Source organism: Paenibacillus sp. J5, from assembly GCF_054955055.1.
This window is the reverse complement of sequence record NZ_JBUEDD010000005.1, coordinates 1-20,734: the sequence shown is the minus strand read 5'-3', so window position 1 is coordinate 20,734 and position 20,734 is coordinate 1. Positions and strand designations below refer to the sequence as shown.

Genomic DNA, 20,734 nt, shown 5'->3' with positions numbered 1-20,734 from the left:
CTCAGGAATTCCGCACCAAAAACCACGCAAGTCCTGGGTCTAGCGCCGCCTCTGAATGCTGCCGCCAGCATATGGTATACAAGCACGGACAAGTTGCGTCCGCAGCCTGGAGGAGGGAGAGGCTCATGACACGGGAGCAATTCATTGCACAACTGGCTCCGCAGGCGATTCAGGCGCGCCGCGAGGGGTCGCCACTGCTGCCATCTGTCCGATTAGCACAAAATATATTAGAGACTGGCGGTAATTCCATTCCCGCAACTTATAATCTGGGCGGATACAAGGTAGGAAGCGGCAAGCCGAATGCGTATTGGCGCGGTGCAGTCGTGCGGCAAGGGACATGGGAGGTCTATAACGGGCAGAGTGTACAGATTACTGCTGCTTTTCGGGCCTATGACAGCGTCTATGCATTCTATAAAGATCAGGATCTGCTGCTCCAGAATGTGCGGTATGCCCAGGTGAGAAGCGGTCATACACCCAAGGAGCAGGCTCAAGCACTGCAGGATGCAGGCTATGCTACCGACCCGGCGTATGCAAGCAAGCTTGTCAGACTGATTGTGCAGTACAGCCTAGAACAGTATGACACCATGGCAGAGAAGGGGGAGGAGCAGATGGCGAAGGATCAGGAGCAGGACGAGCGTCTGACACAGTTGGAGGAAGCGGTCAAACGATTGGAGGCGGCTGCGGGCCGACTTGAGAAGCTGCAAGCGATGGAAGCGCCAAGCTGGGCGAAGGAGGCTGCGAAAGGGCTGGCGGCATATTATGATACGCCTGTTGGGAGCTATGACTTCTGGCGCATGCTGACGATTATGTACAGGCAGCAACATGCACAGGAGGACAAGAGGTGAAGCTTTGCTGGAGCGGACAGGCATGAACAATACACAAAAAAGTACCCCCCACATCTCAAGAGGTAGGGGGTACCAACCTTGGCGGGAGCAGGCTCCCGTCATCGTTTTTGTTGATAGTATTCCAATATGTCATCGACTGAGCGGAATGTTACCGGAGTCTCGTCCTTTCCGGCGGTATTCTGCTGCTGCTGTTGCGGTTGGTTGCTCTCTCTCATCTCGTTGTTCATTCCTTCCTGCATCCCTTTCCTCTGCGCTGCCTTCGTGCTCGCGGGTGTTCTGCATAGCATTATATTACCCGGGAACCTCCTTTATGACACATGCGAAGGAAAGGGCTGAATACGCCCCTGGAAGGAGTGGAGCTCGGGCAATGCGCTGCTGCTTCAGGATATGCCGAACAGTAGAGGTCGGTGTGGGGAATCATGGAGCGGCCAGGAAAAGGGGCGGATGAACAGAGGGCGCAGAGCGGCAATCGGCTACTGGATCATACCCATTTCCCGAAGTCTGCGCTTGATTGCGGTTATTTTCCGGTTACGTTCTACAACTTCGAGGTGGATGAGACATTCAGGGTGGTGTACGATTCGATCAAGATAGCTGAATAGCAGCAGTTGGCATTTTATTCCGAAATTACGGACTTGTCCGAGCTCAGCCCATGTTGCATTCAGCACATGACCAATCGTAACATAACGTTTTCTGCGCAGCGAACCAATCATGAGGGAAATTGTCTTCTTATATTCGTCAGCATAAGCCACCCGTCGTAATTCATTAATGTCAAGCGTCAGACATGGCTCGATGATGTCGAAGTAATGCTTCAGCGGTGTATTGGGATCAATATGGGAGTACATTTCATTCACCTCAGACAATAATATGCCTTCATCATAACAAACGAAACTATACAAGCTCTGAACTTTAATCTAAATTTTTACATTTTTCCGACTTCAATCGCCAAAAACTGCATTTTTCTGTATAGCTTTCGCGGGAACGTATTCTGCGAGGAAGGAGGCGTTGTTGGTGTAAATTATGGTTGCGTAGAAGAGGCGTTGTATGTGAAAATCTATATAGGACTTTGAGCCCTACAGTGGGAAAGTCTAGTGCGTAGAGAGATAGAATTAGATGTAGAAAGACGGTGCCCAGGATGGATGTCGCGGGGTTTCTATTATTCATGATTTTCTCATCGTTGGAGAGCTTGGCGTTAATTATTTTAGTTCTTGCCATCTATCGTTTTCGATTAAGAGAGTGTACACGAATGGCTGTCTTTACCTCGATAGTGATGGCTCTTCAAAGTTATCTGCTTAGAGAGACATTTCTGTTGACAGACCTGGTTCCTTTTGTTAATGCGATACTCATTTCACTACTACTGACCACAGTGCTTCTGGTGCCGATTCATTGGTCGATGTTCGTTGCACTGTGCGGGTATGTTTCCTTTGTTGTTCTTCAAGCTCTTTTGATTGAATTGTCATTTGGTTGGCTGGAGATCGAGCAGTTGAGAGCCTACCCATACAAAGGATATTTATTGCAACTTATCACGGCTTGCATTGCTATCTTTCTCGCTAGAGCTTTATATTCAAGAGGCTACGGCTTTGCCTTTGATTTTGAAGCGAAGCGGCTAAAGTGGGAGAAGGGCATCGTTATAACTGTAATTGTAATTACGCTGGGAAGTTTTCTGTTTGTATTCCAGGCTAATGCGGCAATTATTCATCTGGCGGTTCTATCCTTGACTATGTCGGTGTTTCTCTACTTTTCATTTAAGAGGGAGGGAAGCCATGATTAATAATGTGGCGAGAGGTCTAGCAATCCGAATTAAGCAGCAGGCGCCTGAACACCCGGCCTCGCTAGAGGTGCTACGTTTTGCGTTAGAGGCAGTTATTAATGGGGTGCTGATTGTTGGATTATCCCTAATCGGCTCGTCACTATTAGGAACAACACTGAATACAGTAATTATTCTGATTTCGTTTGCACTGTTGCGACAATTATCAGGTGGAATTCATTTCAAATCAGCTATGACTTGCATAGCGGTATCGACTACAGGTGTGCTGCTGCTCTCGTTGGTCGAGATGAGTTCAGAAAGTATTATGGTGATTAATGGTATTAATATTGTTTTAGTATTATTATTTGCCCCTTCTCGAATAGAAGAACAAACAAGAATACAAAAAAAATACTATCCATTACTTCGAATATTAGCTACACTAGTGGTATCTACAAATTTTATTGTTAATTCACCGAGTATTGCAATAACTTTTTTTGTGCAATGCTGCACACTTATACGTATTCCATCTGGAAGGAGGGGCTAATCTTGATTAAGAGAATTGCGTACTGCTCTGCTTCTATACTTACATTCATTGCTACGGCGTTAGTTTCAACTGCAAGTGTGTGGTTTGTTAATCAACCTGAGGTACCTTCCGAGCTCTTGGAGTAATAGGGAGCGTAGTTATGGAGTATATTACAGCGTCTAGCAATGTTCACGGTTCCGGTATTGTATCTATTCCACTAAAGGATATTATTTATGTGGAATACATAAGACAGGATAAAGGGATTTTTATCCATTCGATTGATTCCCAAGGCTTTTTACCAGGGCAATTTGGCTTCTGGACTAACGTGCTCATTAATGCTGGGTTAACCAATCTTATGATTGTAGATCGTAATTTTGCTCTTGACCCTGAAAAAATTGAATATATTAATGCCAAACATCGATTAGTTTATTTCGAAGAACCACGAAAGATCAACAAATATTGTTCTGTATCATCAAGCAATTTTGATTCACTGCTTCAAGCGCTTCATTCTCTCGGCAGATCATTCAAAATAGTCTGAAGTACACTTCATAGAGAACTCCGAGCCAACCAAGTGCATGGCTCTTTTTTATTTTGTAATCTGTTTTTGCGGCACCAAATTCAAAAAACACGGCCTCATGAGGTCTTATTTTTACGTCCATAAACAGCAAAAAACCCTTGCTACACAAGGGTTTCTTCGTAATGATCTGTAGTGGGCTCGAACCACTGACCCCCACCCTGTCAAGATGGTGCTCTCCCAGCTGAGCTAACAGATCATATCAGCGACAATTAATAATATACCAGTATCCAGCATGAAAGTCAACACTTTTTGCGAAAAAAATAGGGCGGTGTGCCGTTATATGTTTCTATTAAATTTATGCGAGGCGAGCAGTATAGTTGAAGACGGCATATTAATGAATGGGTGCCCGGATAAACCCATGGTCATTCAAGCCCCCCAATGTGTAAACGTTATGCAGCTCGGCGCAGTTGGGGAGCCTGAATATCCTAACGAGAGGGTGGGTGGCGGTGACTACCGTTTCGTGCGGCGCTTATTTCGTATCGCGTTCAGTATGGTTTTGCACCAGCTCATCCTGATCACTGCCCCAGATGTAGTCGTAGCCTGGCTCGATACCTGGAGGTGCTTCCATCCGCTCATCGGTGGCGTTGGCATTCTTGTGCTTCTGGGCAGACAGAGGGGCAGTGTTGTCCTTCTTTGCCCTGGTCGGTAATGGATTATGCTCAGCCATATTTCCGCTCCTTTCTTTCAGTTAGCCGTTATGAATATCACATTTGTTTGTAATAAAATGAATCAGGTTGCCCAGCCGATTCGCTTCCTCCTGCTGCTCTTGTGTCAGCTCACCCTGTGATTGTAGCTGTTCCAGCGAATGCTTCAGCTCTTGGAGATCCTCGGAGGCGTTCGCACAATTATAATTACTGTCAAATGCTTTGCTCATTTCCCATCCCTCCTTTAACACAGCCGCATGACTGCGCATCTGTCTGGCGTTCGCTTGACTTGCTTAGTTTGAAATATGGAATCGCATATTATTCGCCATTGTAATTCGTTTGGAGAGGAGTGGATCAGGCAATACTGCTTAGATGGCCTGCGCAGTCCAGGCTCAACCGAGGCGTGTACGTGTAATTCTAAAGGGGGAACAGCAGATGTGGAGAGTGGCAGCAGGATGGATGGCTATACTGGCGCTGCTGGCCTGTAGCATATGGATGCTGTTGTTGTTGGGGGTTATGGAACCTCGGCAGGAGGAGCAAGCGGTTCAAGCGGTGATTATCGAGGATGTATACGGGCCCTCTGTCCGCCAGGACATCTACTCCAGCTCGGGCATGATTGAGCCGTTGCCGTCGCCAAGCCGACCAAGGATGGAGCCATACCGGCCCGGACAACAGCTTCTAACTCAGCCATAGGCAAGGAATGACGTGCCTGCATGCTATGACAGGTTGCTATGTTCAAGCATAAGACAGCACCGCAATGTATGATAGATGGGGGAATGCTTCATACTAACCTCGATGCAACCATTACGGATGTAGAGGAGAATGAAGAATGAACCCAAATGGAAATTCGAATCAGCAGCAAGACATGGCCAACCTGGCTGGCAGCCAAATGCAGCAACAGGGTGCCAGCAGTGTATCCAACCAAGCTAATTCGCAAATGCAGAGCCAGACGGCTAACCCGTACCAGCAGGAGCTTGGCATTCATCCGCAGGCGCAGCCTTCTACTGCCGATCAACGCGAGCGGTTTGTAGCTGTGCAGAAGAACGGTGATGGCGATCTGACGGCTTTTCAGACATCTAACGGCCGTGTTATGAACTATCAGGAGGCGCTGCAGGCCGTGCAGGCAGGGCAGATCGCCGGGGTGAACAGCTTTAAGGGTAGAGATGGCGAAACTTATATCCGCGGCGATGCGGATGGAGACCCGACTAATAATCTGGATCAACTCCCGCTGTTCTAGGGCGTGTCTGAACACTCTGAACGGAACAGATCTGGCCGAATTTTCGTTCCAGGCAAGGCGATTTTTCGCAGGCGTACCAGGGGTACGTCAACAAAAAGCAACGCAGCATGGGGCGAAAAGGCGGGGAGAGATGCCCTTGAACGGGTTTTTAGACACGACCTAGAGTTTGAAGACACACCCTGGTGCGCTGCACATGATAGAGCCCAGGCTGACAGTTAACCTCGCACATTAGGCAGACAAGCAAACGCCGCACGTTGACTTCTTCATCAGAAGAATTAGCGTGCGGCGTTTGGTCATGGTTGAAAATGGGCATAGTATCTAGCCCGCTTGGGTGCTGGATGTGACCAGCTCGGCCTCACTGTAGACGCGATGCTGCTCCATGAAGCGCATAGCTCCGGTCTTGCCCTTGAATTCCGGCTGGTTATCAGCATAATGCATGAGCCATATGCGCTGCTGCATCTCTGCGGGCAAGGTCAGCAGCTCATCCAGGCACGCATGGACAGCGCCAGGCGCGATGAACTGGCAATCATGAAGGATCGCATCGCAGCCCCGTTCTTCGACTAGCCTGTGCAGCAACTGTGGATTGAACCGCATGTCGGCGCTATAGAATAGGTGCTCGTTAATATAGAGTGAATAGCTCGCCTTATGCGGGATATGGGGCGTCTGCATAATTTCAAACGACAGATCAGGAGCGAGTGTGTACTGGACATTCTCCTTCATTAGCCGCAAGGTGAAATAATCCTCCAACGTGTACCAGGGCTCCTGCGCCAGCCCTCCCTTGAGCGTATTCTCCCAAAGCGGCTCCAGCAGCGATTCTGCCACGTAGAGCACCGGTTTTTTATGATATTGAAACTTCATCCGAAAGGCGAATTCCTCCAGCCCGCCGACATGGTCGCCATGAATATGGGTGATCAGCAGCGCATCCACCTCATCAGGCCGCTTGCCTAGGGCATGCAGGGCAGCAGGAGCGGTGATGCCGCAATCCACCATGAGAGTTTGTCCGCTAGCATAGATCAATGCATTATTATTGTAGAAGTCTTTGGCAAAAGCACTCCCCGTACCAAGCATTTGAATATTCAAGCGTTAGAGCCTCCTGACAAGATATGTTATATAGAATTTATCACTTTTTATGCGAAATTGAAAGAAAATTTCCGTATCGCTCTTTCCTGAAGCAACAAGAAAGGCCGCAAAAAAGTGTTTCGCTATCCCGCAACTTTGCTCTAAGCAAAGAGTATAACTTAACAAGTGCAACAATGGATGGAGGTTTGACCATAATGAAATTTAAGAAGCTGGTTGTGTTGACGCTGGCGCTTTCTCTATGGGGCGGGACAGTGCTCTTCGCAGATTCTGCGGCGCAGAAGGTAAGAGTATTTGTGAATGGAATCGAATCGAAGGAATCCGGTTTGTTGGCAGAGGGGAGCACCTATCTTCCGCTGCGGGAGATTGCGAGCTCGCTGCAAGCGCTGGTTGTCTGGGATGACAGCGCCAAACGGGCGTCCATTTATAAACCGAATGTACATATGTTTTTGTTCCAGGATCAGAATCAGAAGCAAGTTACATTCGGCAATGTGAAGCAAGGCAAGGTTACCTTCAGCGTGTTCTCGCAGATTGACAACCTGCAGACCGATATTCACGCGGTAAAGGTGGTCATAGCTGACCCGTCGGGGGATGAGAAGCTGATTCAGTCGCAGACGGTCAACAAGTCATTGGACAACTTCTGGTTCCGCACAGAGGATTTCCGTTACAGCTTCGATTCGGCAGGCAAATATTCCGTCCGCTTCTATATGAAGCAGACAGCAACGAGCGATTGGACATTGGTGTCAGAGAAGACGATTACCGCCCAGTAATCCCTAGTTATCGAACAGGCATGCCTCGTCAGACTGCATGTTTGACCATCCCTCCTGAACATGTTACTATACGTGGGTGACATTTAAATGTGAAATGGGGTATTGCAGTGAGCGAACACGAACACAAGCACGGTGATGATTGCGGATGCGGTCATGACCATGATCATGAAGAGCATGTATTTTTGGTAAGCGACGATGAGGGTGTAGAACGCGAGATGGTGATGGTATTCACCTTCGAATCCGACGAACAAGTCTATGCGGTGCTGCTTGACCGTAACAATCCAGAGTCGGACGGCATTATTTTCCGCATTGAGGAAGAGAATGACGAGGCGTTCCTGGTTGGAATCGAAGACGATGCGGAGTGGGATCGCGTAACGAAGATTTACGAGGAGATTGCGCTGCAGGAATCTGAGCAATCCTAATCCGAGCCTACCCGCGGCCAGGACGCTTGGCGTCCTCGGGCTGACAGACATATAACTAGGACGTGTCTGAACACCCGTTCAAGGGCATCTCGCCCCGCCTTTTCGCCCCATGCTGCGTTGCCTTTTGTTGACGTACCCCGGTACGCCTGCGAAAAAGCGCCTTGCCTGGAACGAGAATTCGGCCAGATATGTTCCGTTCAGAGTGTACACACACGACCTAGACAAGCCGGCTCCTTCACCAAGGGCCGGCTTGTTCTCTGTCGGCCAGATAGAATGACCAACAACGGATGCCTCTCTATGCATGTAAGCGTGCAATCTGCTTGGTCATGCTGACCATTGGTTGACCGCTCGCCGTCATGCAGCGATGCGCCACGCGCTGTGTGCTGCGCGCGGCGCATCAGGGCGCTCTGAAGGTTGTGTGCCGCCGTCCTCCCTTAGAAGATCGCCGTCTCCTCCACAATAACCTTTACATATTCGATGCTGCGATCCTCAGGCCCCTTGACCGGCAGACCTACCTCAACATGATCGACGATATATTCGATATTTTTTTGCGAGATGACCTCACCCGGCAGCAGGATCGGGATGCCCGGAGGATAGACATAGATAAATTCGGCGATAATCCGTCCCGCCGATTCCTTAAATGGAATGACCTCGGTCTCCGCATAGAAGGCATCGCGGGGAGTGAGCGAGAGCTGTGGAATTTCTGGAATTTTAATAATCAGCTCTTTGGCGGCATTCTTCTGGTAGTATTGCTGGGACAGCTCGCGCATCGCCTCAAGCAGCGTACCTACAGTGTCACGGTCGTCCCCGGTTGTGACCAGACAGAGAATATTGTACATATCGCTCATCTCGACTTCGAGATTGTACCGGTCGCGCAGCCAGTTCTCCACCTCATAGCCGGTGAGACCCAGATGACGGACATGAACCGTGATCTTGGTCGGATCGTAATCATAGGTGGCCTCGCTGCCCAGAATCTCTTCCCCGAAGCAATATAGCCCAGGAATCTTATTAATCTCAATCCGGGCGTATTGGCTTAGCTCAATAGCCTGCTCTGCAAGGCGGTAGCCGTTGAGCGCCAGGTTGCGCCGGGATGTATCCAGCGAGCTTAGCAAAATATACGAGGTAGAGGTGGTCGTCAGCATACTGATAATCGTCTTGACACGCTGCGGGTTGATGCGGCCCTCGCGCACGTTCAGCACGGAGCTCTGCGTGAGCGAGCCGCCCAGCTTGTGGACACTCGTTGCAGCCATGTCAGCACCAGCTTGCATCGCAGATGTCGGCAATTGATCATGAAAATGAATCAACACCCCATGAGCCTCGTCAACCAGCACCGGGATATTGTAGCTGTGCACCAGATCTACAATCTCCTTCAGATCGGCACAAATCCCATAATAGGTCGGATTGATGACCATGACGGCCTTGGAATCCGGGTGACGTTGGAGCGCCCGGCGCACCGCGCGCGTCGTAATGCCATGGTCAATGCCGAGATTCGCATCACGCGCAGGAGAGATGAACACCGGACGCGCGCCCGCGAAGATGATGGCCGACATGACGGATTTATGCACATTGCGCGGGACGATGATTTTGTCTCCAGGTGCGCAGACACTCAAGATCATGGCCATGATCGCGCCGCTTGTTCCTTGCACCGAAAAGAATGTATGGTCAGCTCCGAAGGCGTCTGCAGCCAGTTTTTGCGCCTCTTCAATGACGCCTGTCGGCTGATGGAGATCATCCAGCGGAGCAATATTTATCAAGTCAATGGACAGTGCATTATCTCCGATAAAGGAACGAAACTCCTCATCAGTGCCTGCTCCTTTTTTATGCCCGGGAATGTGAAATTGTACAGGGTTGCGGTCCGCATGTCGACGCAAGGCGCTGAATAGCGGAGTCTGAGTATGATCCAATGCTTCACCCAGCCTTTCCTTCAGATAAAGTGTTCAAACAAGGATGAGTATAGCAAAAACAGGGGGGATTGCAAGCGGATTTTGTTACGAGTTTGTTCATTTCCATACGATGGCAAGATGTGATACGATATTTGGATGGAGGGAATCAACACATGAACAAACGACTAGCTGTTGTCATGCTGATGCTGATAACGACATTTATTGGATTCGGGATTATTATTCCGGTCATGCCGGAACTGATCAAGGTGGTCGATCCTGGCCGGCTGGAGCTGCATACCGGATTGATGCTGTCTATCTATTCTGCCATATCGTTTATCCTCTCGCCGATATGGGGAGCGCTCTCAGACCGGATCGGCAGACGGCCGATTATTCTGATCGGTGTGGTGGGCTTCGCGGCCAGCTTCGTCCTGTTCGGACTGGGCTCGCACAGCCTCGAGCTGATGTATGCCTCCCGCGTCCTGGGTGGCCTGTTCTCGGGTGCTGTTACGTCGGTCATCGTCGCTTATGTAGCCGACGTCACACCGCCCGAGGAACGCACGAAGGGGATGGGGCTGGTCGGGATGTCGATCGGCCTAGGGTTTACGATCGGGCCGGGCTTTGGCGGCCTGCTGAGCAAGCTATCGCTGCAAGCGCCGTTCTTCGCCGCAGCGGGGCTGGCGCTGCTGACCTTCCTGCTGGCGCTGTCCCGGTTGCAGGAGTCGCTGCCGGTGGAGAAGCGCCGCCAGAGGCAGGACAAGGCGCCGTCTCGCTGGCAGGCGTTCTCCGGCTCGATCCGTTATCTGTATGTGCTCGCCTTCTTCGTAGCGGTGACACTCGCGGGGCTGGAGGCGACCTTGCAACTGTTCGGCATGCAGCGATTTGATGTGACGCCAGCGCAGGTGGGGATGATGTTCTTCGTCTGCGGCATCGTCGGTGCGCTCGTGCAGGGCGGCGTGGTTCGCCGCTATATTCGCCCGGGGGATGAGAGCAAGTTCATTATTGCCGGACTGGTGCTGTCGGCGACAGGCTTCTTCCTGCTCGTCACCGCTCATTCGCTATGGTCGGCAACCATCTATCTGGCTGTGTTCGGAATGGGGAACGCATTGATCCGGCCATGTGTTACTTCGCTAATCACGCAGAAAACAACCGTGGGCCAGGGCATCGCCTCCGGTCTCAGCTCTTCGATGGACAGCCTCGGCAGAATCGTCGGACCGCTAGTAGGCGTTGCATTAATCAAGCTGGATCTACAGCTTCCCTACATTGTAGCGGGTATATTGTCGCTGCTGGCGCTGCTGCTGCTGTCCGGCTTCGTCGCTGCCGACCGCAAGAGCGCTGCTCAGGATAGCCGCATGGCATAGCTGGCTGGCAGCCGTTGCTCGTATGGCGCCGCCTGCTCTGGCAGGGCAGTGCTACGGCGGCTGCGAAGCCAGCTTGCCGCTTGGGCTGGAGCGCAATCGATTTACCCTGAGCGCTAAGCTTGACAAGGGCGGGTTCTCCACATTCGTCGTAAGACGATAGGGAACCCGCCCTTGTGCTTGGCTGCTGTAGGTATGTAACTGTAGCTGTTGCAATAGTTGCAACAGTTGGAATGGGCTCGGAGTGGCTGCGAGCCTCTCTAGAACGACATGCGATATAACGGAAGCAGTGTCTCGAAGGTCTGCTCGATCGTGGTGAGCAGACGCTCGCCGTCTTGAAGCAGCGGATCGTGCCGATCAAGCTCGAGACCGCACAGCACCTCGGCCGCCTTAACCTGCTGCAAGCGCGCGATGAGTGTCCGCAGCGCCTCATCAGTCATCTCCCGGTGCGGCGTGCCTCCTGCCACCATATGGTCGCCTGACCATACATAATGTCCAGGAACGATCTGCCGGAGCTCCTCCAGCCGTTCCAGCGCTTCCCTGGCGAACTGCTGCTTGTTGCGGCATTCGTAGATGATGGCAAATTGGATGAACAGATGGGATTCGAACATCCCGACCTGAAAATGAGGGTGAGCCTTATAGCCCCGTTTGTTGGCGGCAAAGGCGACCCAGGTGTCATTCGGCGGGTTAATCGTCCGCCGGGCATGCTTGGCAACATGAGCGTACATCTCTTCCTGACAGAGCACGGACAGCGAAGGGGCCAGCCGATCCCCCAGCAGATGGAGCTTGGGGCGTACAAGGCGGATGAGCGCCTCCATACGCGGCTCCAATCCTTCAATGGCGAATACATCAAAGTCCTCTGGCGCAAAGCCATAAAATGCCGCGTCCGCATCGGGGGCAGCTTGTGAATGCTGTATAGTCATAGCGCAGTTCCTCCATGAATTAATTTCAGATAAAAAATCGCCAGTTGAGTACGGTCTCGCAGCTCCAGCTTATGCAGCATATTCGAGATGTAATTTTTGACCGTACCCTCGCTCAGAAACAACTGTCCGGCGATCTCCCGATTGGATAGCCCGTCTGCAATGCGCTGGATGATGTCCTCCTCCGTAGCGTTCAGCCCGTAGGGGGCAAGCGCCGCGGCAGGCGATAGCATCGGGCGTCCCGACTCCCCGCCCCCATCCCCGTTAGAGGAGCGAAGGCCGCTATCCGGCTGTCTATGGGCGTCTATCCTTGCGGCACCGTATTCCTTACTGGAGCCGATCAGCCCTGCCAGCTTGCGAGCGATGTCGGGATGGATGAGCAGCTCACCGCCGTGTACCGTTCGGATCGCTGCGACAATCCTGGACGGAGGGACATTCTTGAGCAGGTAGCCGCCAGCTCCGCAGCGAATCGCCTCGATAATATATTCGTCGTCGTCGAAGGTTGTCAGCATGAGGACAGCAGGCGGATTGTTCTGAGCCTTGATCTGTCTCGTTGCCTCGACGCCGTCGCATTCCGGCATTCGTATATCCATAAGCACCACATCAAGCTGGGGAGCAGCCGCTGTGAAAGCCGCTGCCTCCTGTCCATTCGCGCACACCCCTGCCACCTGAATGTCTTCCTCCAGCTCCAGAATCAGCTTCAGACTTTCCCGTATATACGGGTCATCATCCACGATAAGTACCGTAATCATTACTTTGCCTCACCTCGTCTCTCCTGCCGCCAGCGGCAGCTCTGTAATAACAGCATAGCCCTCGTCATGCCGGATCGAGAGCTTGCCGCCGAGCATGACGGCTCGCTCCCGCATGCCCTGCAAGCCGAGCCCTTCAACCAACTGGTCGGGGGGCAGAGCGCCGTTATTCTTAACCGTCATCCTCACCAGTCGCTGCTCGAACCATAGCGTAATATGGACGGTGGTCGCACCGCCGTGCCGCAGCGCGTTCGTGATCGCCTCCTGGGCATTGCGATAGAGGACGAATTCGCTGCTCGGGTACAGTGGCCGCGCCAGTCCTTGAATATCAAGCTCCACCTGAACGCCCAGCGTCGAGGCGGTATCTCCGATTAGCCGGTCGAGCGCATAGCGTCGTCCATCCGATCGTTCCACCGGGGACAGCTTGCGCACGGTTCGGCGCATATTATCCATGCTCTCCTCCAATTGCAGGCGAACCTGCTCCAGCAGATCGCGGGCTCGCTCCTGATCATGCTCCAGGAGCCGCAGGCCGGCCTCCATCATCAGCTTCAGCCGAATGAGGCGGTGACCCAGATCATCATGGATCTCCCTGGCGATGCGGCTGCGCTCCTCCGTCTGTGCGTAATGCTCGACCTGGGCGGCATAGTGGCGCAGCCGCTCTCTGGCCTGCTCCAGCTCTGCCATGCTGCGGCTGAGCGAGATATGCATCTCATGCACGCGGTCATGACGGCGCACTGCTCTGCGCTGAGCGACCAGCACCGCACAGACCGCTGCCCAGGCGATCGCTGCACTCCCGGCAACTAGCGGCTCGCTTCCTTGCAGCCCGATCAGGAAGCCTATGGCGTTCAGCAGGATCAGGCCTGCAAGCGGCTCGTGCTTATCCTGACGACTGAAGGCAGCGATCAGGGGCGACAGCAGCAAGAGGTTCATCAGGCCGTTGTAATGATAGGCCATCCAGCTCAGCCAGATCATCTCCATGGCGATCAGCAGAGCTGCCCAGCGAGGCAGAAGCACACTCATTCTCGACATCGCGATGGCGGCTAGCGTCCCAAATATAAATCGGTCCGATGCTTCCATATCTGCCAAAACGAGCGTCGCTGCTGCAGGAACGATGAGCAGCAGCAGGCGGGCAGCAGCCAGCGGATTGCTCATACGGATTTCAGCCTCCTGTTGGCAGTTTAAGTCCCCGCTATTATACCATATCTGCCGCTGTGTTCCGCATAGAGAGAAGGCGCCTGGTGAACAATATGACTTTAGTCATCCTGGATGTGTTGACTTTGGACACCTGACACCGAAGGGCAAGCGGGCTACAATGACTAGTAACAGGGCAGCGGCTATTTCGAATAATAGAGCGTTGCTGTCCACAAGGTTAGCTCGGGGAAGGAGATAAGGGTATGAGTCTGCTCGCCTTTAAGGATGTTGTGAAGAAGTATGATATGAACATCAGCGTTAATCATTTGTCCCTTTCTATTGAGGAAGGAGAAATATTCGGACTGCTGGGGCCCAACGGAGCGGGCAAAAGCACCTCGATTCATCTGCTGGCTGGACTGCTGAGGCCCGATAGTGGAACGATAACGCTCGATGGCTTCGATGTGGTCAGACAGCCGCGTGAAACGAAGGCGCGCCTCGGTCTTGTCCCGCAGGAGCTGGCGATCTATGAATCGTTAACGGCGTATGACAATGTTGCTTTCTTTGCCAGGCTGTACGGCTTAAGAGGGCGCTTGCTGAAGGAGCGGGTAACGGAGGCGCTGGAGTTCGTCGGTCTGTCGCAGCGGGCGAAGGAGCACCCCTCCAGCTACTCAGGCGGCATGAAGCGCAGGCTGAACATCGCTTGCGCGATTACTCATCGGCCGCGAGTGATCATCATGGATGAGCCGACGGTGGGGATTGATCCACAATCACGCAATCATATACTCGAATCGGTACGCACGCTTAACAAGCTGGGGTCTACCATTATCTATACAAGTCATTATATGGAGGAGGTTGAGGCGATCGGTACCCGTGTGGGCATCATCGATCAGGGGAGGCTCATTGCCTGCGGCACCAAGGACGAGCTGGTCGCACAGTCAGGGCAAAAGGAGAAGCTGGTTATCGAGACGAATCGCATCGCTGAGGAGGCGGTAGCAGAGATTCAGCACCATCCCCGAGTAGAGGCGGTTCATGTGCTGGACAACAATCGGTTGGAGCTGTATATGCAGGAGGCAGACACGTATATGCAGGACATCCTGTTTATTCTGGGGAAGCATCATATGGGTCTGCTCAGTCTGATGAGAGATAAGCCGAATCTGGAGCGGCTGTTCCTGCAGCTCACCGGGCGAAAGCTGCGGGATTAGGAGGAGTTGCGATGCGTTATCTATTCGTTTCTTGTTACTATGAGCTCAAGCGTATACTTCGCAACCGCTTGTCGCTGCTGCTCTTGCTCGGACTTCCGTTGCTGCTGATCTTTCTGATCGGCAACGGCCTTCAACTGGCTGATGCAAAGGTACGCACCGTGGTGTATCTGGCAGATGACGGCCCGCTCGCCGCCAGCGTGCGCAGCTATCTGGAGGAGCAGGAGCGCCTGAGTGTGCACTATGCAGACTCGGCTGCCGGGGTAGAGCAGCAGATGAATCGTCAGAACGCGGATTATGGGGTTATGATCCCGGCGGGCTTCTCGCGCAGCGTTCTGGCAGGGGAGAGCGTACAATGGACCTTCTACCCCGGTCAGCTATCGACGCGCAATATGACTGCCGAAGCGGTGCTGTCAGCTTATCTGGACACGCTCAAGCAGCAGCTTGTCCTCTCGTCCTCGGCACTCTCCGGGCAGGCGACGGCGCTGCCCCATAACGAGGGGAGCACAGAGGGGGTGCACATCACCACGCTCGCGAGCAATGCCTCGGAGCTCGGCACATTGAGCACGCTGCAATACTACTCGGCGGCGTACATGATCATGTTCCTCTTCTATTCCTCTATGGGGACGATCTTCCGTCTGCTGCAGGAGAGGGATCAGCGCACACTCCACCGGCTGGCGGCCATGCCCTCATCGCTGGGAGCTGTTGTAGCTGGCAAAGCGCTTGGGATGCTCTTGTTCGCGGCCTTCCAGGCCGTCATTGTCGTGCTCGCTTCCCATTACCTGTACGGGGTAGACTGGGGTGGGGACAGTCTCCGCCTGGGGGTCGTCATTGTCCTGACGATTGCCTCTGCCGTGGCGCTGGCTGTCGTAGTTGCTTCACTCTCCAAGAGCGCCAAGACGGCTGAGACGCTCTATACACTGCTGGTCGTGGTGATGACGTTCGTCAGCGGCGGGATGATCGCCGATGTCGGCTTGCTTGCGGCTGCCGGACCCTTCACAATCAATTACTGGTCGAGCGGCAGCATCAGGATGCTCATGAGCGGAGATGCGGCAGGAGCGGCCGATATGCTCGGGGGGCTTGCCTGCATAACAGGCGTACTGCTGGTCCTGGCATTCTGGCGTATGCGAAAGGTGGTATCGTTGACATGAACAGCCTCATTATTGCCTGGATGATGGTCAGGCGCACGATTGGCAAGCCGAAGGGCGTGCTGCTCTATATTATTCTGCCGGTCATCGTCATCTCCGTCATTATCGGCTTATTTCACCCGGAGCCGTCCATCAAGCAGGTCATTCTGCTGAATAACGACAAGGGCGAGCTGGGGCAGCAGTTGTCTGCTTCGCTCGGGGGTCTGGAGGGGATCGAGCTCGCGGCTGGAGCCGATCTCACTGCAGAGCAACTGCGAGCGTTGGTAGAGAGCGGGAAGGCAGATGCGGGGATTATCGTGCCCGAGGATTATACGGCTTCATTGTATGCCCGACAGGCAGAGCCGCTGCAGCTTCTGCGCGCGAAGGAGGAGCTGTGGAATGTGTCGCTTGCGGTGAAGCTGGAGGCACAAGACGGCATGCTGCGCAAGCTGGCTGCTGCTGCGGCAGCTCAAGGTTCGGCCGAGCGGGATGCGACCGTTCGCGACTGGCTGGAGGAGATCCAGGGCAGCGGGATCGGATACGTGAAGGAGCAATCGGGTCAGGTGCTGGATGTCACGATCATGGTCATCGGAATGATGCTGCTGTTCGTCATGCTGCTGGCGAATCAGTCGATACTTACGGTTGTACAGGATAGGGAGCAGCGCACGATGCAACGCATGTTCACGGCCCCGGTCGGGGCAGGAGAGATCGCACTCGGCAATTTTCTGGGGAGCGTGCTGCTCGGCACGATGCAGCAAGTGCTGATCCTGCTGACGACGCGCTATCTCTTGGGCTTCGATATTGGCGTGTCACTGCCGCGCATGCTGCTGGTGATGGAATGCTTCCTGCTAAGCGCAGTTGGCATTGCTACAGCAGTAGCGGCAGTGGTCAAGAACATCAGTAATTTCGGCTATGTAAATAATCTGGTTGTCAGTCCCACCTGCATCCTGGGCGGTTGCTTCTGGCCTGTTGCGCTGATGCCGGAATTCATGCAGAAGCTGTCCGGCTTCACTCCGCAACGCTGGGCAATAATCGCGCTGGAGGAGAGCATTCGCGGCGCCACGGTCTACGAGTTAGCTTTGCCGCTCGGCATATTGCTGCTATTCGCCTTCGTCCTGCTCGGCTTCGGAGCGACTGTGCTGCAGCCTGCTCGTGAGGCGTCCAGATAAACTAGGGCGTGTCTGAACACTCTGAACGGAACAGATCTGGCCGAATTTTCGTTCCAGACAAGGCGCTTTTTCTTGGCGTACCGGGGGTACGCCAAGAAAAAGCAACGCAGCATGGGGCGAAAAGGCGGGGAGAAATGCCCTTGAACGGGTTTTCAGACACGACCTAGGCAAGTTATGAGTGGCGGCCCTCGTCCAGGGCGCTGGAGAGTTCCAGTTACGCTCGTCATGGGGCTGGACGGGGGGAATGGGGAGGGAATATACGCAGTCGCACTGTTGCACGAAGGACTCGTGTACTGTGCGGCTGCCTTTTTTTGCTGCGATTGAACCGGGGAGGTGAAATGAACCTGAAAAATAGTCAATAAACCAAGTTGCCATAACATATGATGAGGTATAAGATAGAAGTAAGAACAAATTGTCAGAACATTTCGTCAATATGTTCGAACAGACATCCTAGCATATCCTACAAACGTCGGGAGGGGTTGCCGTGAACAAAAGCTATGAGGTGGAATATTGTAATCTGGAGCTCCGTTTCGACCGTCGGCAAATCCAGCATTTCATCCGTGATCTCATACATGAGGGATACTCCCTGTATTGGAGCGAGTCGGAGACGCAATTTTTGATCTCGATCCGAACAGGCCGAAAGCTGGTCAAGCTCAGATTCCAACGGCTGCATAGTCGTTACCGGATTGTAGGCGATTACATCATTAAGGATGAGAAGCTGTCGGAGCTGCTGGAGAAGCTGATTAATGATACTCGGGGGCACGCCGTCGTCAAGCGCATCAAGGATCGGCAGATTATGATTGAGAGCATTATGTTTGGAGAAATTATACGACTTGTGGAGGTGTGCGGCATGGAGCACAAAATTATCTATCAACGCAAACCGTTCGTCACATTGGAGGAGATCAAGCTGGCCTTCAACTCCAGAAGGGCCGAGGAGAGGATCGCGGTGCTGCGGTATGAGCTGGATTATGAGCTGTCTGTTCTGAGCGAGGCGCTGGCTGCGGGCAGCGAGGAGGACATTGCCGCATCGAAGGAGAAGCTGAGCGGGCTGCGGATGGAGATGCTGCAACTGGAAATGTAGCCAGACGATGGAGGTTGGAAATTTGCAATTATTTATATAGGGAGGCACTAATCAAATTGAACGTTAACGTCTTGCCATCATAACGCCGCTGTTCGCCCGAATGGGAGGAGACAGCGGCTTTTTGTTTGTGTGTGCAAGAGCAAATTAGGGCGTGTCGGAACACTCTGAACGGATTAGATCTGGCCGAATGTTCGTTCCAGGCAAGACGCTTGTTCGCAGGCGTACCGGGGGTACGTCAAGAAAAGGCAACGCAGCATGGGGCGACAAGGCGATAAGAGCTGCCCCTGCACGAGTTTTCAGACACGCCCTAGAGCCCGGCTGTTGCTCAGCCGCGGGTGCTTCGGCTATACTGATCGCAGGAAGCTGTCGGTAAATGGTCTAAATGCAACGTAAATCTGGTGCGAGCGGGCTGTAACTGAGCCTACCGTTAGCTGGTGCGAATGTGAGGCTCACATAAAAACCCTGGGACATTCGCACCTCAGAATTTGTCGAAAATAGTCGCTGAATTCCCTGATGATGGATATTCGCGGGTGGCGGCAGGAAAGTACTTGCGTAATTTCATTAAAAAAGGGTATGATCAAGGAAGAAATGGCATTAAAATGCTATAATTCGCTGTCGCACCTCGTGTAGGTGCGTGGATTGAAATATTAACCAACACACACCGTTCCAAGTGATCGTAGTCGCACCTCGTGTAGGTGCGTGGATTGAAATAGCGAAATACGGATATGCGTGGGGCGATGCGGAAGGTCGCACCTCGTGTAGGTGCGTGGATTGAAATACGTGCGTTATTCTCAACAGCTAGAACTCTTCCGCGTCGCACCTCGTGTAGGTGCGTGGATTGAAATGCCGGAATACTTTGAGGATGGGTTGAAGGGCTACGTCGCACCTCGTGTAGGTGCGTGGATTGAAATTCTTGCCCAAAAAGGGGAAAAGGTGCAAGTTAATGTGCGTCGCACCTCGTGTAGGTGCGTGGATTGAAATGCTCCTGTAGGTTCTGGGAGCGTTCCATAAACAGTCGCACCTCGTGTAGGTGCGTGGATTGAAATAGCATGGTCTCTACGGCTTCCCAGGCTTCTGAATCGTCGCACCTCGTGTAGGTGCGTGGATTGAAATCATAGCTCTAATCACTACTGACTCTTCCATTCCGGTCGCACCTCGTGTAGGTGCGTGGATTGAAATTTAACCATTTTAAGAACATATGTTCCCAATGTTGGTCGCACCTCGTGTAGGTGCGTGGATTGAAATTGATCGGCGCGGCAACATTGGCGAGCGTCTTGCTCGTCGCACCTCGTGTAGGTGCGTGGATTGAAATGCAGCCGAGTGACTTGATTATCGTTGCTGCCAGGGTCGCACCTCGTGTAGGTGCGTGGATTGAAATGAGCCAATCAACAACATCCTGCCATCCTTACGACGTCGCACCTCGTGTAGGTGCGTGGATTGAAATGATGAGGAGCCTCCAGAGGACATATACCGAGAATGCGTCGCACCTCGTGTAGGTGCGTGGATTGAAATCAGTAGCATTCCTTGCATTCGCAGTTTCCGTCCCGTCGCACCTCGTGTAGGTGCGTGGATTGAAATCACACGCAGTCTGTAAGGCTGCTATAGAGGCTCTGGTCGCACCTCGTGTAGGTGCGTGGATTGAAATAGTATCTCAGGTGATCGCCGAATACTCTCGCTATCGTCGCACCTCGTGTAGGTGCGTGGATTGAAATTCTTGGAAGCCTAAAATAATCTTCACTGGCTCTTACAGTCGCACCTCGTGTAGGTGCGTGGATTGAAATCATTTGATTGGGTGACTGTACCTATCGTTGCTGACGTCGCACCTCGTGTAGGTGCGTGGATTGAAATGAGCCATGGCCTTGTCATATTCGGCATTCTGAGCCGTCGCACCTCGTGTAGGTGCGTGGATTGAAATACTGAATCGATCCCTGTGCTGCTCAATATCCTTGTCGCACCTCGTGTAGGTGCGTGGATTGAAATACTGATATATTGCAGGAAATCAACGCTGAAAATCGTCGCACCTCGTGTAGGTGCGTGGATTGAAATACTTCATCTTTTGGACACTTCACCCGGCTGCAGTGTCGCACCTCGTGTAGGTGCGTGGATTGAAATAAAGGAGGGACAAGCCATGAGTAAAGCACAGCGTGTCGCACCTCGTGTAGGTGCGTGGATTGAAATAGGTAGGACACGCCACCTACTTGAATCAGATCCCCCGTCGCACCTCGTGTAGGTGCGTGGATTGAAATGATTTAAAAGATTAATGTGAATAGATATTAGATGG

22 protein-coding genes, 1 tRNA gene and 1 CRISPR repeat array are annotated in these 20,734 nt (G+C 52.8%); of the genes, 15 read left to right on the top strand and 8 right to left on the bottom strand.

The window, feature by feature from the left end; genetic code table 11:
- Nucleotides 1-125 precede the first annotated feature (125 nt).
- The 6 genes from ACY1JZ_RS10195 to ACY1JZ_RS10170 all read left to right on the top strand — a co-directional run bounded on the left by ACY1JZ_RS10195 (nt 126) and on the right by ACY1JZ_RS10170 (nt 3,650).
- Nucleotides 126-845: a glycoside hydrolase family 73 protein gene (locus ACY1JZ_RS10195; protein WP_462629093.1), complete on the top strand. Its 720-nt coding sequence runs from the start codon at nt 126-128 to the stop codon at nt 843-845.
- Nucleotides 846-1,264: 419 nt separating this feature from the next.
- A complete protein-coding gene (locus ACY1JZ_RS10190; RefSeq protein ID WP_462629092.1) occupies nt 1,265-1,444 on the top strand; it encodes a hypothetical protein in 180 nt (59 codons plus the stop codon).
- Between the two features lie 644 nt (nt 1,445-2,088).
- Complete coding sequence (locus tag ACY1JZ_RS10185) at nt 2,089-2,613, top strand: hypothetical protein (protein ID WP_462629091.1); 525 nt, start codon at nt 2,089-2,091, stop codon at nt 2,611-2,613.
- Nucleotides 2,606-3,133, top strand: coding sequence for an accessory gene regulator ArgB-like protein (locus ACY1JZ_RS10180; protein WP_462629090.1), 528 nt, complete (start codon nt 2,606-2,608; stop codon nt 3,131-3,133). The genes ACY1JZ_RS10185 and ACY1JZ_RS10180 overlap by 8 nt, the downstream gene beginning before the upstream one ends.
- A complete protein-coding gene (locus ACY1JZ_RS10175; protein ID WP_462629089.1) occupies nt 3,091-3,258 on the top strand; it encodes a cyclic lactone autoinducer peptide in 168 nt (55 codons plus the stop codon). The genes ACY1JZ_RS10180 and ACY1JZ_RS10175 overlap by 43 nt, the downstream gene beginning before the upstream one ends.
- A 14-nt stretch (nt 3,259-3,272) precedes the next feature.
- The gene (locus tag ACY1JZ_RS10170) at nt 3,273-3,650 is read left to right on the top strand and encodes a hypothetical protein (RefSeq protein ID WP_462629088.1); all 378 of its coding nucleotides are present in this window, start codon (nt 3,273-3,275) and stop codon (nt 3,648-3,650) included.
- A gap of 162 nt (nt 3,651-3,812) precedes the next feature.
- Here ACY1JZ_RS10170 and ACY1JZ_RS10165 read toward each other — a convergent pair.
- From ACY1JZ_RS10165 to ACY1JZ_RS10155, 3 genes are all read right to left on the bottom strand, one after another.
- Nucleotides 3,813-3,885 (bottom strand) — tRNA-Val (locus ACY1JZ_RS10165).
- 273 nt (nt 3,886-4,158) lie between these two features.
- A complete protein-coding gene (locus ACY1JZ_RS10160) occupies nt 4,159-4,356 on the bottom strand; it encodes a hypothetical protein (protein WP_462629087.1) in 198 nt (65 codons plus the stop codon).
- Between the two features lie 21 nt (nt 4,357-4,377).
- A complete protein-coding gene (locus ACY1JZ_RS10155) occupies nt 4,378-4,563 on the bottom strand; it encodes a DUF2524 domain-containing protein (protein WP_270172124.1) in 186 nt (61 codons plus the stop codon).
- A gap of 205 nt (nt 4,564-4,768) precedes the next feature.
- Here ACY1JZ_RS10155 and ACY1JZ_RS10150 point away from each other — a divergent pair, with 205 nt between their 5' ends.
- On the top strand, nt 4,769-5,026 hold the full coding sequence (locus ACY1JZ_RS10150) for a hypothetical protein (protein ID WP_462629086.1): 258 nt from the start codon (nt 4,769-4,771) through the stop codon (nt 5,024-5,026).
- Nucleotides 5,027-5,312: 286 nt separating this feature from the next.
- Nucleotides 5,313-5,570: a DUF3892 domain-containing protein gene (locus tag ACY1JZ_RS10145; protein WP_462629396.1), complete on the top strand. Its 258-nt coding sequence runs from the start codon at nt 5,313-5,315 to the stop codon at nt 5,568-5,570.
- Between the two features lie 318 nt (nt 5,571-5,888).
- On the opposite strand, the gene ACY1JZ_RS10140 is transcribed toward ACY1JZ_RS10145, so the two are convergent.
- A complete protein-coding gene (locus ACY1JZ_RS10140; RefSeq protein WP_462629085.1) occupies nt 5,889-6,650 on the bottom strand; it encodes an MBL fold metallo-hydrolase in 762 nt (253 codons plus the stop codon).
- Between the two features lie 194 nt (nt 6,651-6,844).
- On the opposite strand from ACY1JZ_RS10140, the gene ACY1JZ_RS10135 reads away from it, so the two are divergent.
- Both ACY1JZ_RS10135 and ACY1JZ_RS10130 read left to right on the top strand, forming a co-directional pair.
- The gene (locus ACY1JZ_RS10135; protein WP_270172120.1) at nt 6,845-7,417 is read left to right on the top strand and encodes a stalk domain-containing protein; all 573 of its coding nucleotides are present in this window, start codon (nt 6,845-6,847) and stop codon (nt 7,415-7,417) included.
- Nucleotides 7,418-7,524: 107 nt separating this feature from the next.
- Complete coding sequence (locus ACY1JZ_RS10130; protein WP_270172119.1) at nt 7,525-7,839, top strand: DUF1292 domain-containing protein; 315 nt, start codon at nt 7,525-7,527, stop codon at nt 7,837-7,839.
- A 434-nt stretch (nt 7,840-8,273) separates the two neighbouring features.
- On the opposite strand, the gene ACY1JZ_RS10125 is transcribed toward ACY1JZ_RS10130, so the two are convergent.
- Nucleotides 8,274-9,743: an aminotransferase class I/II-fold pyridoxal phosphate-dependent enzyme gene (locus ACY1JZ_RS10125; protein WP_270172118.1), complete on the bottom strand. Its 1,470-nt coding sequence runs from the start codon at nt 9,741-9,743 to the stop codon at nt 8,274-8,276.
- Between the two features lie 152 nt (nt 9,744-9,895).
- Between ACY1JZ_RS10125 and ACY1JZ_RS10120 the strand changes: the two genes are divergently transcribed.
- A complete protein-coding gene (locus tag ACY1JZ_RS10120; protein ID WP_462629083.1) occupies nt 9,896-11,080 on the top strand; it encodes an MFS transporter in 1,185 nt (394 codons plus the stop codon).
- A 257-nt stretch (nt 11,081-11,337) separates the two neighbouring features.
- Here the strand turns inward: ACY1JZ_RS10120 and ACY1JZ_RS10115 are convergent, their stop codons facing one another.
- From ACY1JZ_RS10115 to ACY1JZ_RS10105, 3 genes are read right to left on the bottom strand one after another with little or no spacing between them, the layout of a single operon-like run.
- Nucleotides 11,338-12,000: a YktB family protein gene (locus ACY1JZ_RS10115; protein WP_462629082.1), complete on the bottom strand. Its 663-nt coding sequence runs from the start codon at nt 11,998-12,000 to the stop codon at nt 11,338-11,340.
- Complete coding sequence (locus ACY1JZ_RS10110) at nt 11,997-12,749, bottom strand: response regulator transcription factor (protein ID WP_462629080.1); 753 nt, start codon at nt 12,747-12,749, stop codon at nt 11,997-11,999. Before ACY1JZ_RS10110 ends, ACY1JZ_RS10115 begins: the two co-directional genes overlap by 4 nt.
- A gap of 9 nt (nt 12,750-12,758) precedes the next feature.
- Nucleotides 12,759-13,898, bottom strand: a complete 1,140-nt coding sequence (locus tag ACY1JZ_RS10105) for a sensor histidine kinase (protein WP_462629079.1) — start codon at nt 13,896-13,898, stop codon at nt 12,759-12,761.
- 242 nt (nt 13,899-14,140) lie between these two features.
- On the opposite strand from ACY1JZ_RS10105, the gene ACY1JZ_RS10100 reads away from it, so the two are divergent.
- From ACY1JZ_RS10100 to ACY1JZ_RS10085, 4 genes are all read left to right on the top strand, one after another.
- Complete coding sequence (locus ACY1JZ_RS10100; RefSeq protein WP_462629078.1) at nt 14,141-15,079, top strand: ABC transporter ATP-binding protein; 939 nt, start codon at nt 14,141-14,143, stop codon at nt 15,077-15,079.
- Nucleotides 15,080-15,090: 11 nt separating this feature from the next.
- On the top strand, nt 15,091-16,227 hold the full coding sequence (locus ACY1JZ_RS10095; RefSeq protein WP_462629076.1) for an ABC transporter permease: 1,137 nt from the start codon (nt 15,091-15,093) through the stop codon (nt 16,225-16,227).
- The gene (locus ACY1JZ_RS10090) at nt 16,224-17,372 is read left to right on the top strand and encodes an ABC transporter permease (protein ID WP_462629074.1); all 1,149 of its coding nucleotides are present in this window, start codon (nt 16,224-16,226) and stop codon (nt 17,370-17,372) included. The genes ACY1JZ_RS10095 and ACY1JZ_RS10090 overlap by 4 nt, the downstream gene beginning before the upstream one ends.
- Before the next feature lie 484 nt (nt 17,373-17,856).
- Complete coding sequence (locus ACY1JZ_RS10085) at nt 17,857-18,453, top strand: YkzI domain-containing protein (RefSeq protein WP_270172105.1); 597 nt, start codon at nt 17,857-17,859, stop codon at nt 18,451-18,453.
- Between the two features lie 614 nt (nt 18,454-19,067).
- A CRISPR array of direct repeats spans nt 19,068-20,699; the repeat unit is 32 nt; unit sequence GTCGCACCTCGTGTAGGTGCGTGGATTGAAAT.
- Between the last annotated feature and the right edge of the window lie 35 nt (nt 20,700-20,734).

Excerpts from the sequence above, each read along its gene's own strand:
- ACY1JZ_RS10195 (WP_462629093.1), top strand. The coding sequence starts at position 126 with ATGACACGGGAGCAATTCATTGCACAACTGGCTCCGCAGGCGATTCAG.
- ACY1JZ_RS10190 (WP_462629092.1), top strand. The coding sequence starts at position 1,265 with ATGGAGCGGCCAGGAAAAGGGGCGGATGAACAGAGGGCGCAGAGCGGC.
- ACY1JZ_RS10185 (WP_462629091.1), top strand. The coding sequence starts at position 2,089 with ATGGCTGTCTTTACCTCGATAGTGATGGCTCTTCAAAGTTATCTGCTT.
- ACY1JZ_RS10180 (WP_462629090.1), top strand. The coding sequence starts at position 2,606 with ATGATTAATAATGTGGCGAGAGGTCTAGCAATCCGAATTAAGCAGCAG.
- ACY1JZ_RS10175 (WP_462629089.1), top strand. The coding sequence starts at position 3,091 with ATGCTGCACACTTATACGTATTCCATCTGGAAGGAGGGGCTAATCTTG.
- ACY1JZ_RS10170 (WP_462629088.1), top strand. The coding sequence starts at position 3,273 with ATGGAGTATATTACAGCGTCTAGCAATGTTCACGGTTCCGGTATTGTA.
- ACY1JZ_RS10160 (WP_462629087.1), bottom strand. The coding sequence starts at position 4,356 with ATGGCTGAGCATAATCCATTACCGACCAGGGCAAAGAAGGACAACACT.
- ACY1JZ_RS10155 (WP_270172124.1), bottom strand. The coding sequence starts at position 4,563 with ATGAGCAAAGCATTTGACAGTAATTATAATTGTGCGAACGCCTCCGAG.
- ACY1JZ_RS10150 (WP_462629086.1), top strand. The coding sequence starts at position 4,769 with ATGTGGAGAGTGGCAGCAGGATGGATGGCTATACTGGCGCTGCTGGCC.
- ACY1JZ_RS10135 (WP_270172120.1), top strand. The coding sequence starts at position 6,845 with ATGAAATTTAAGAAGCTGGTTGTGTTGACGCTGGCGCTTTCTCTATGG.
- ACY1JZ_RS10120 (WP_462629083.1), top strand. The coding sequence starts at position 9,896 with ATGAACAAACGACTAGCTGTTGTCATGCTGATGCTGATAACGACATTT.
- ACY1JZ_RS10115 (WP_462629082.1), bottom strand. The coding sequence starts at position 12,000 with ATGACTATACAGCATTCACAAGCTGCCCCCGATGCGGACGCGGCATTT.
- ACY1JZ_RS10110 (WP_462629080.1), bottom strand. The coding sequence starts at position 12,749 with ATGATTACGGTACTTATCGTGGATGATGACCCGTATATACGGGAAAGT.
- ACY1JZ_RS10105 (WP_462629079.1), bottom strand. The coding sequence starts at position 13,898 with ATGAGCAATCCGCTGGCTGCTGCCCGCCTGCTGCTGCTCATCGTTCCT.
- ACY1JZ_RS10100 (WP_462629078.1), top strand. The coding sequence starts at position 14,141 with ATGAGTCTGCTCGCCTTTAAGGATGTTGTGAAGAAGTATGATATGAAC.
- ACY1JZ_RS10095 (WP_462629076.1), top strand. The coding sequence starts at position 15,091 with ATGCGTTATCTATTCGTTTCTTGTTACTATGAGCTCAAGCGTATACTT.
- ACY1JZ_RS10090 (WP_462629074.1), top strand. The coding sequence starts at position 16,224 with ATGAACAGCCTCATTATTGCCTGGATGATGGTCAGGCGCACGATTGGC.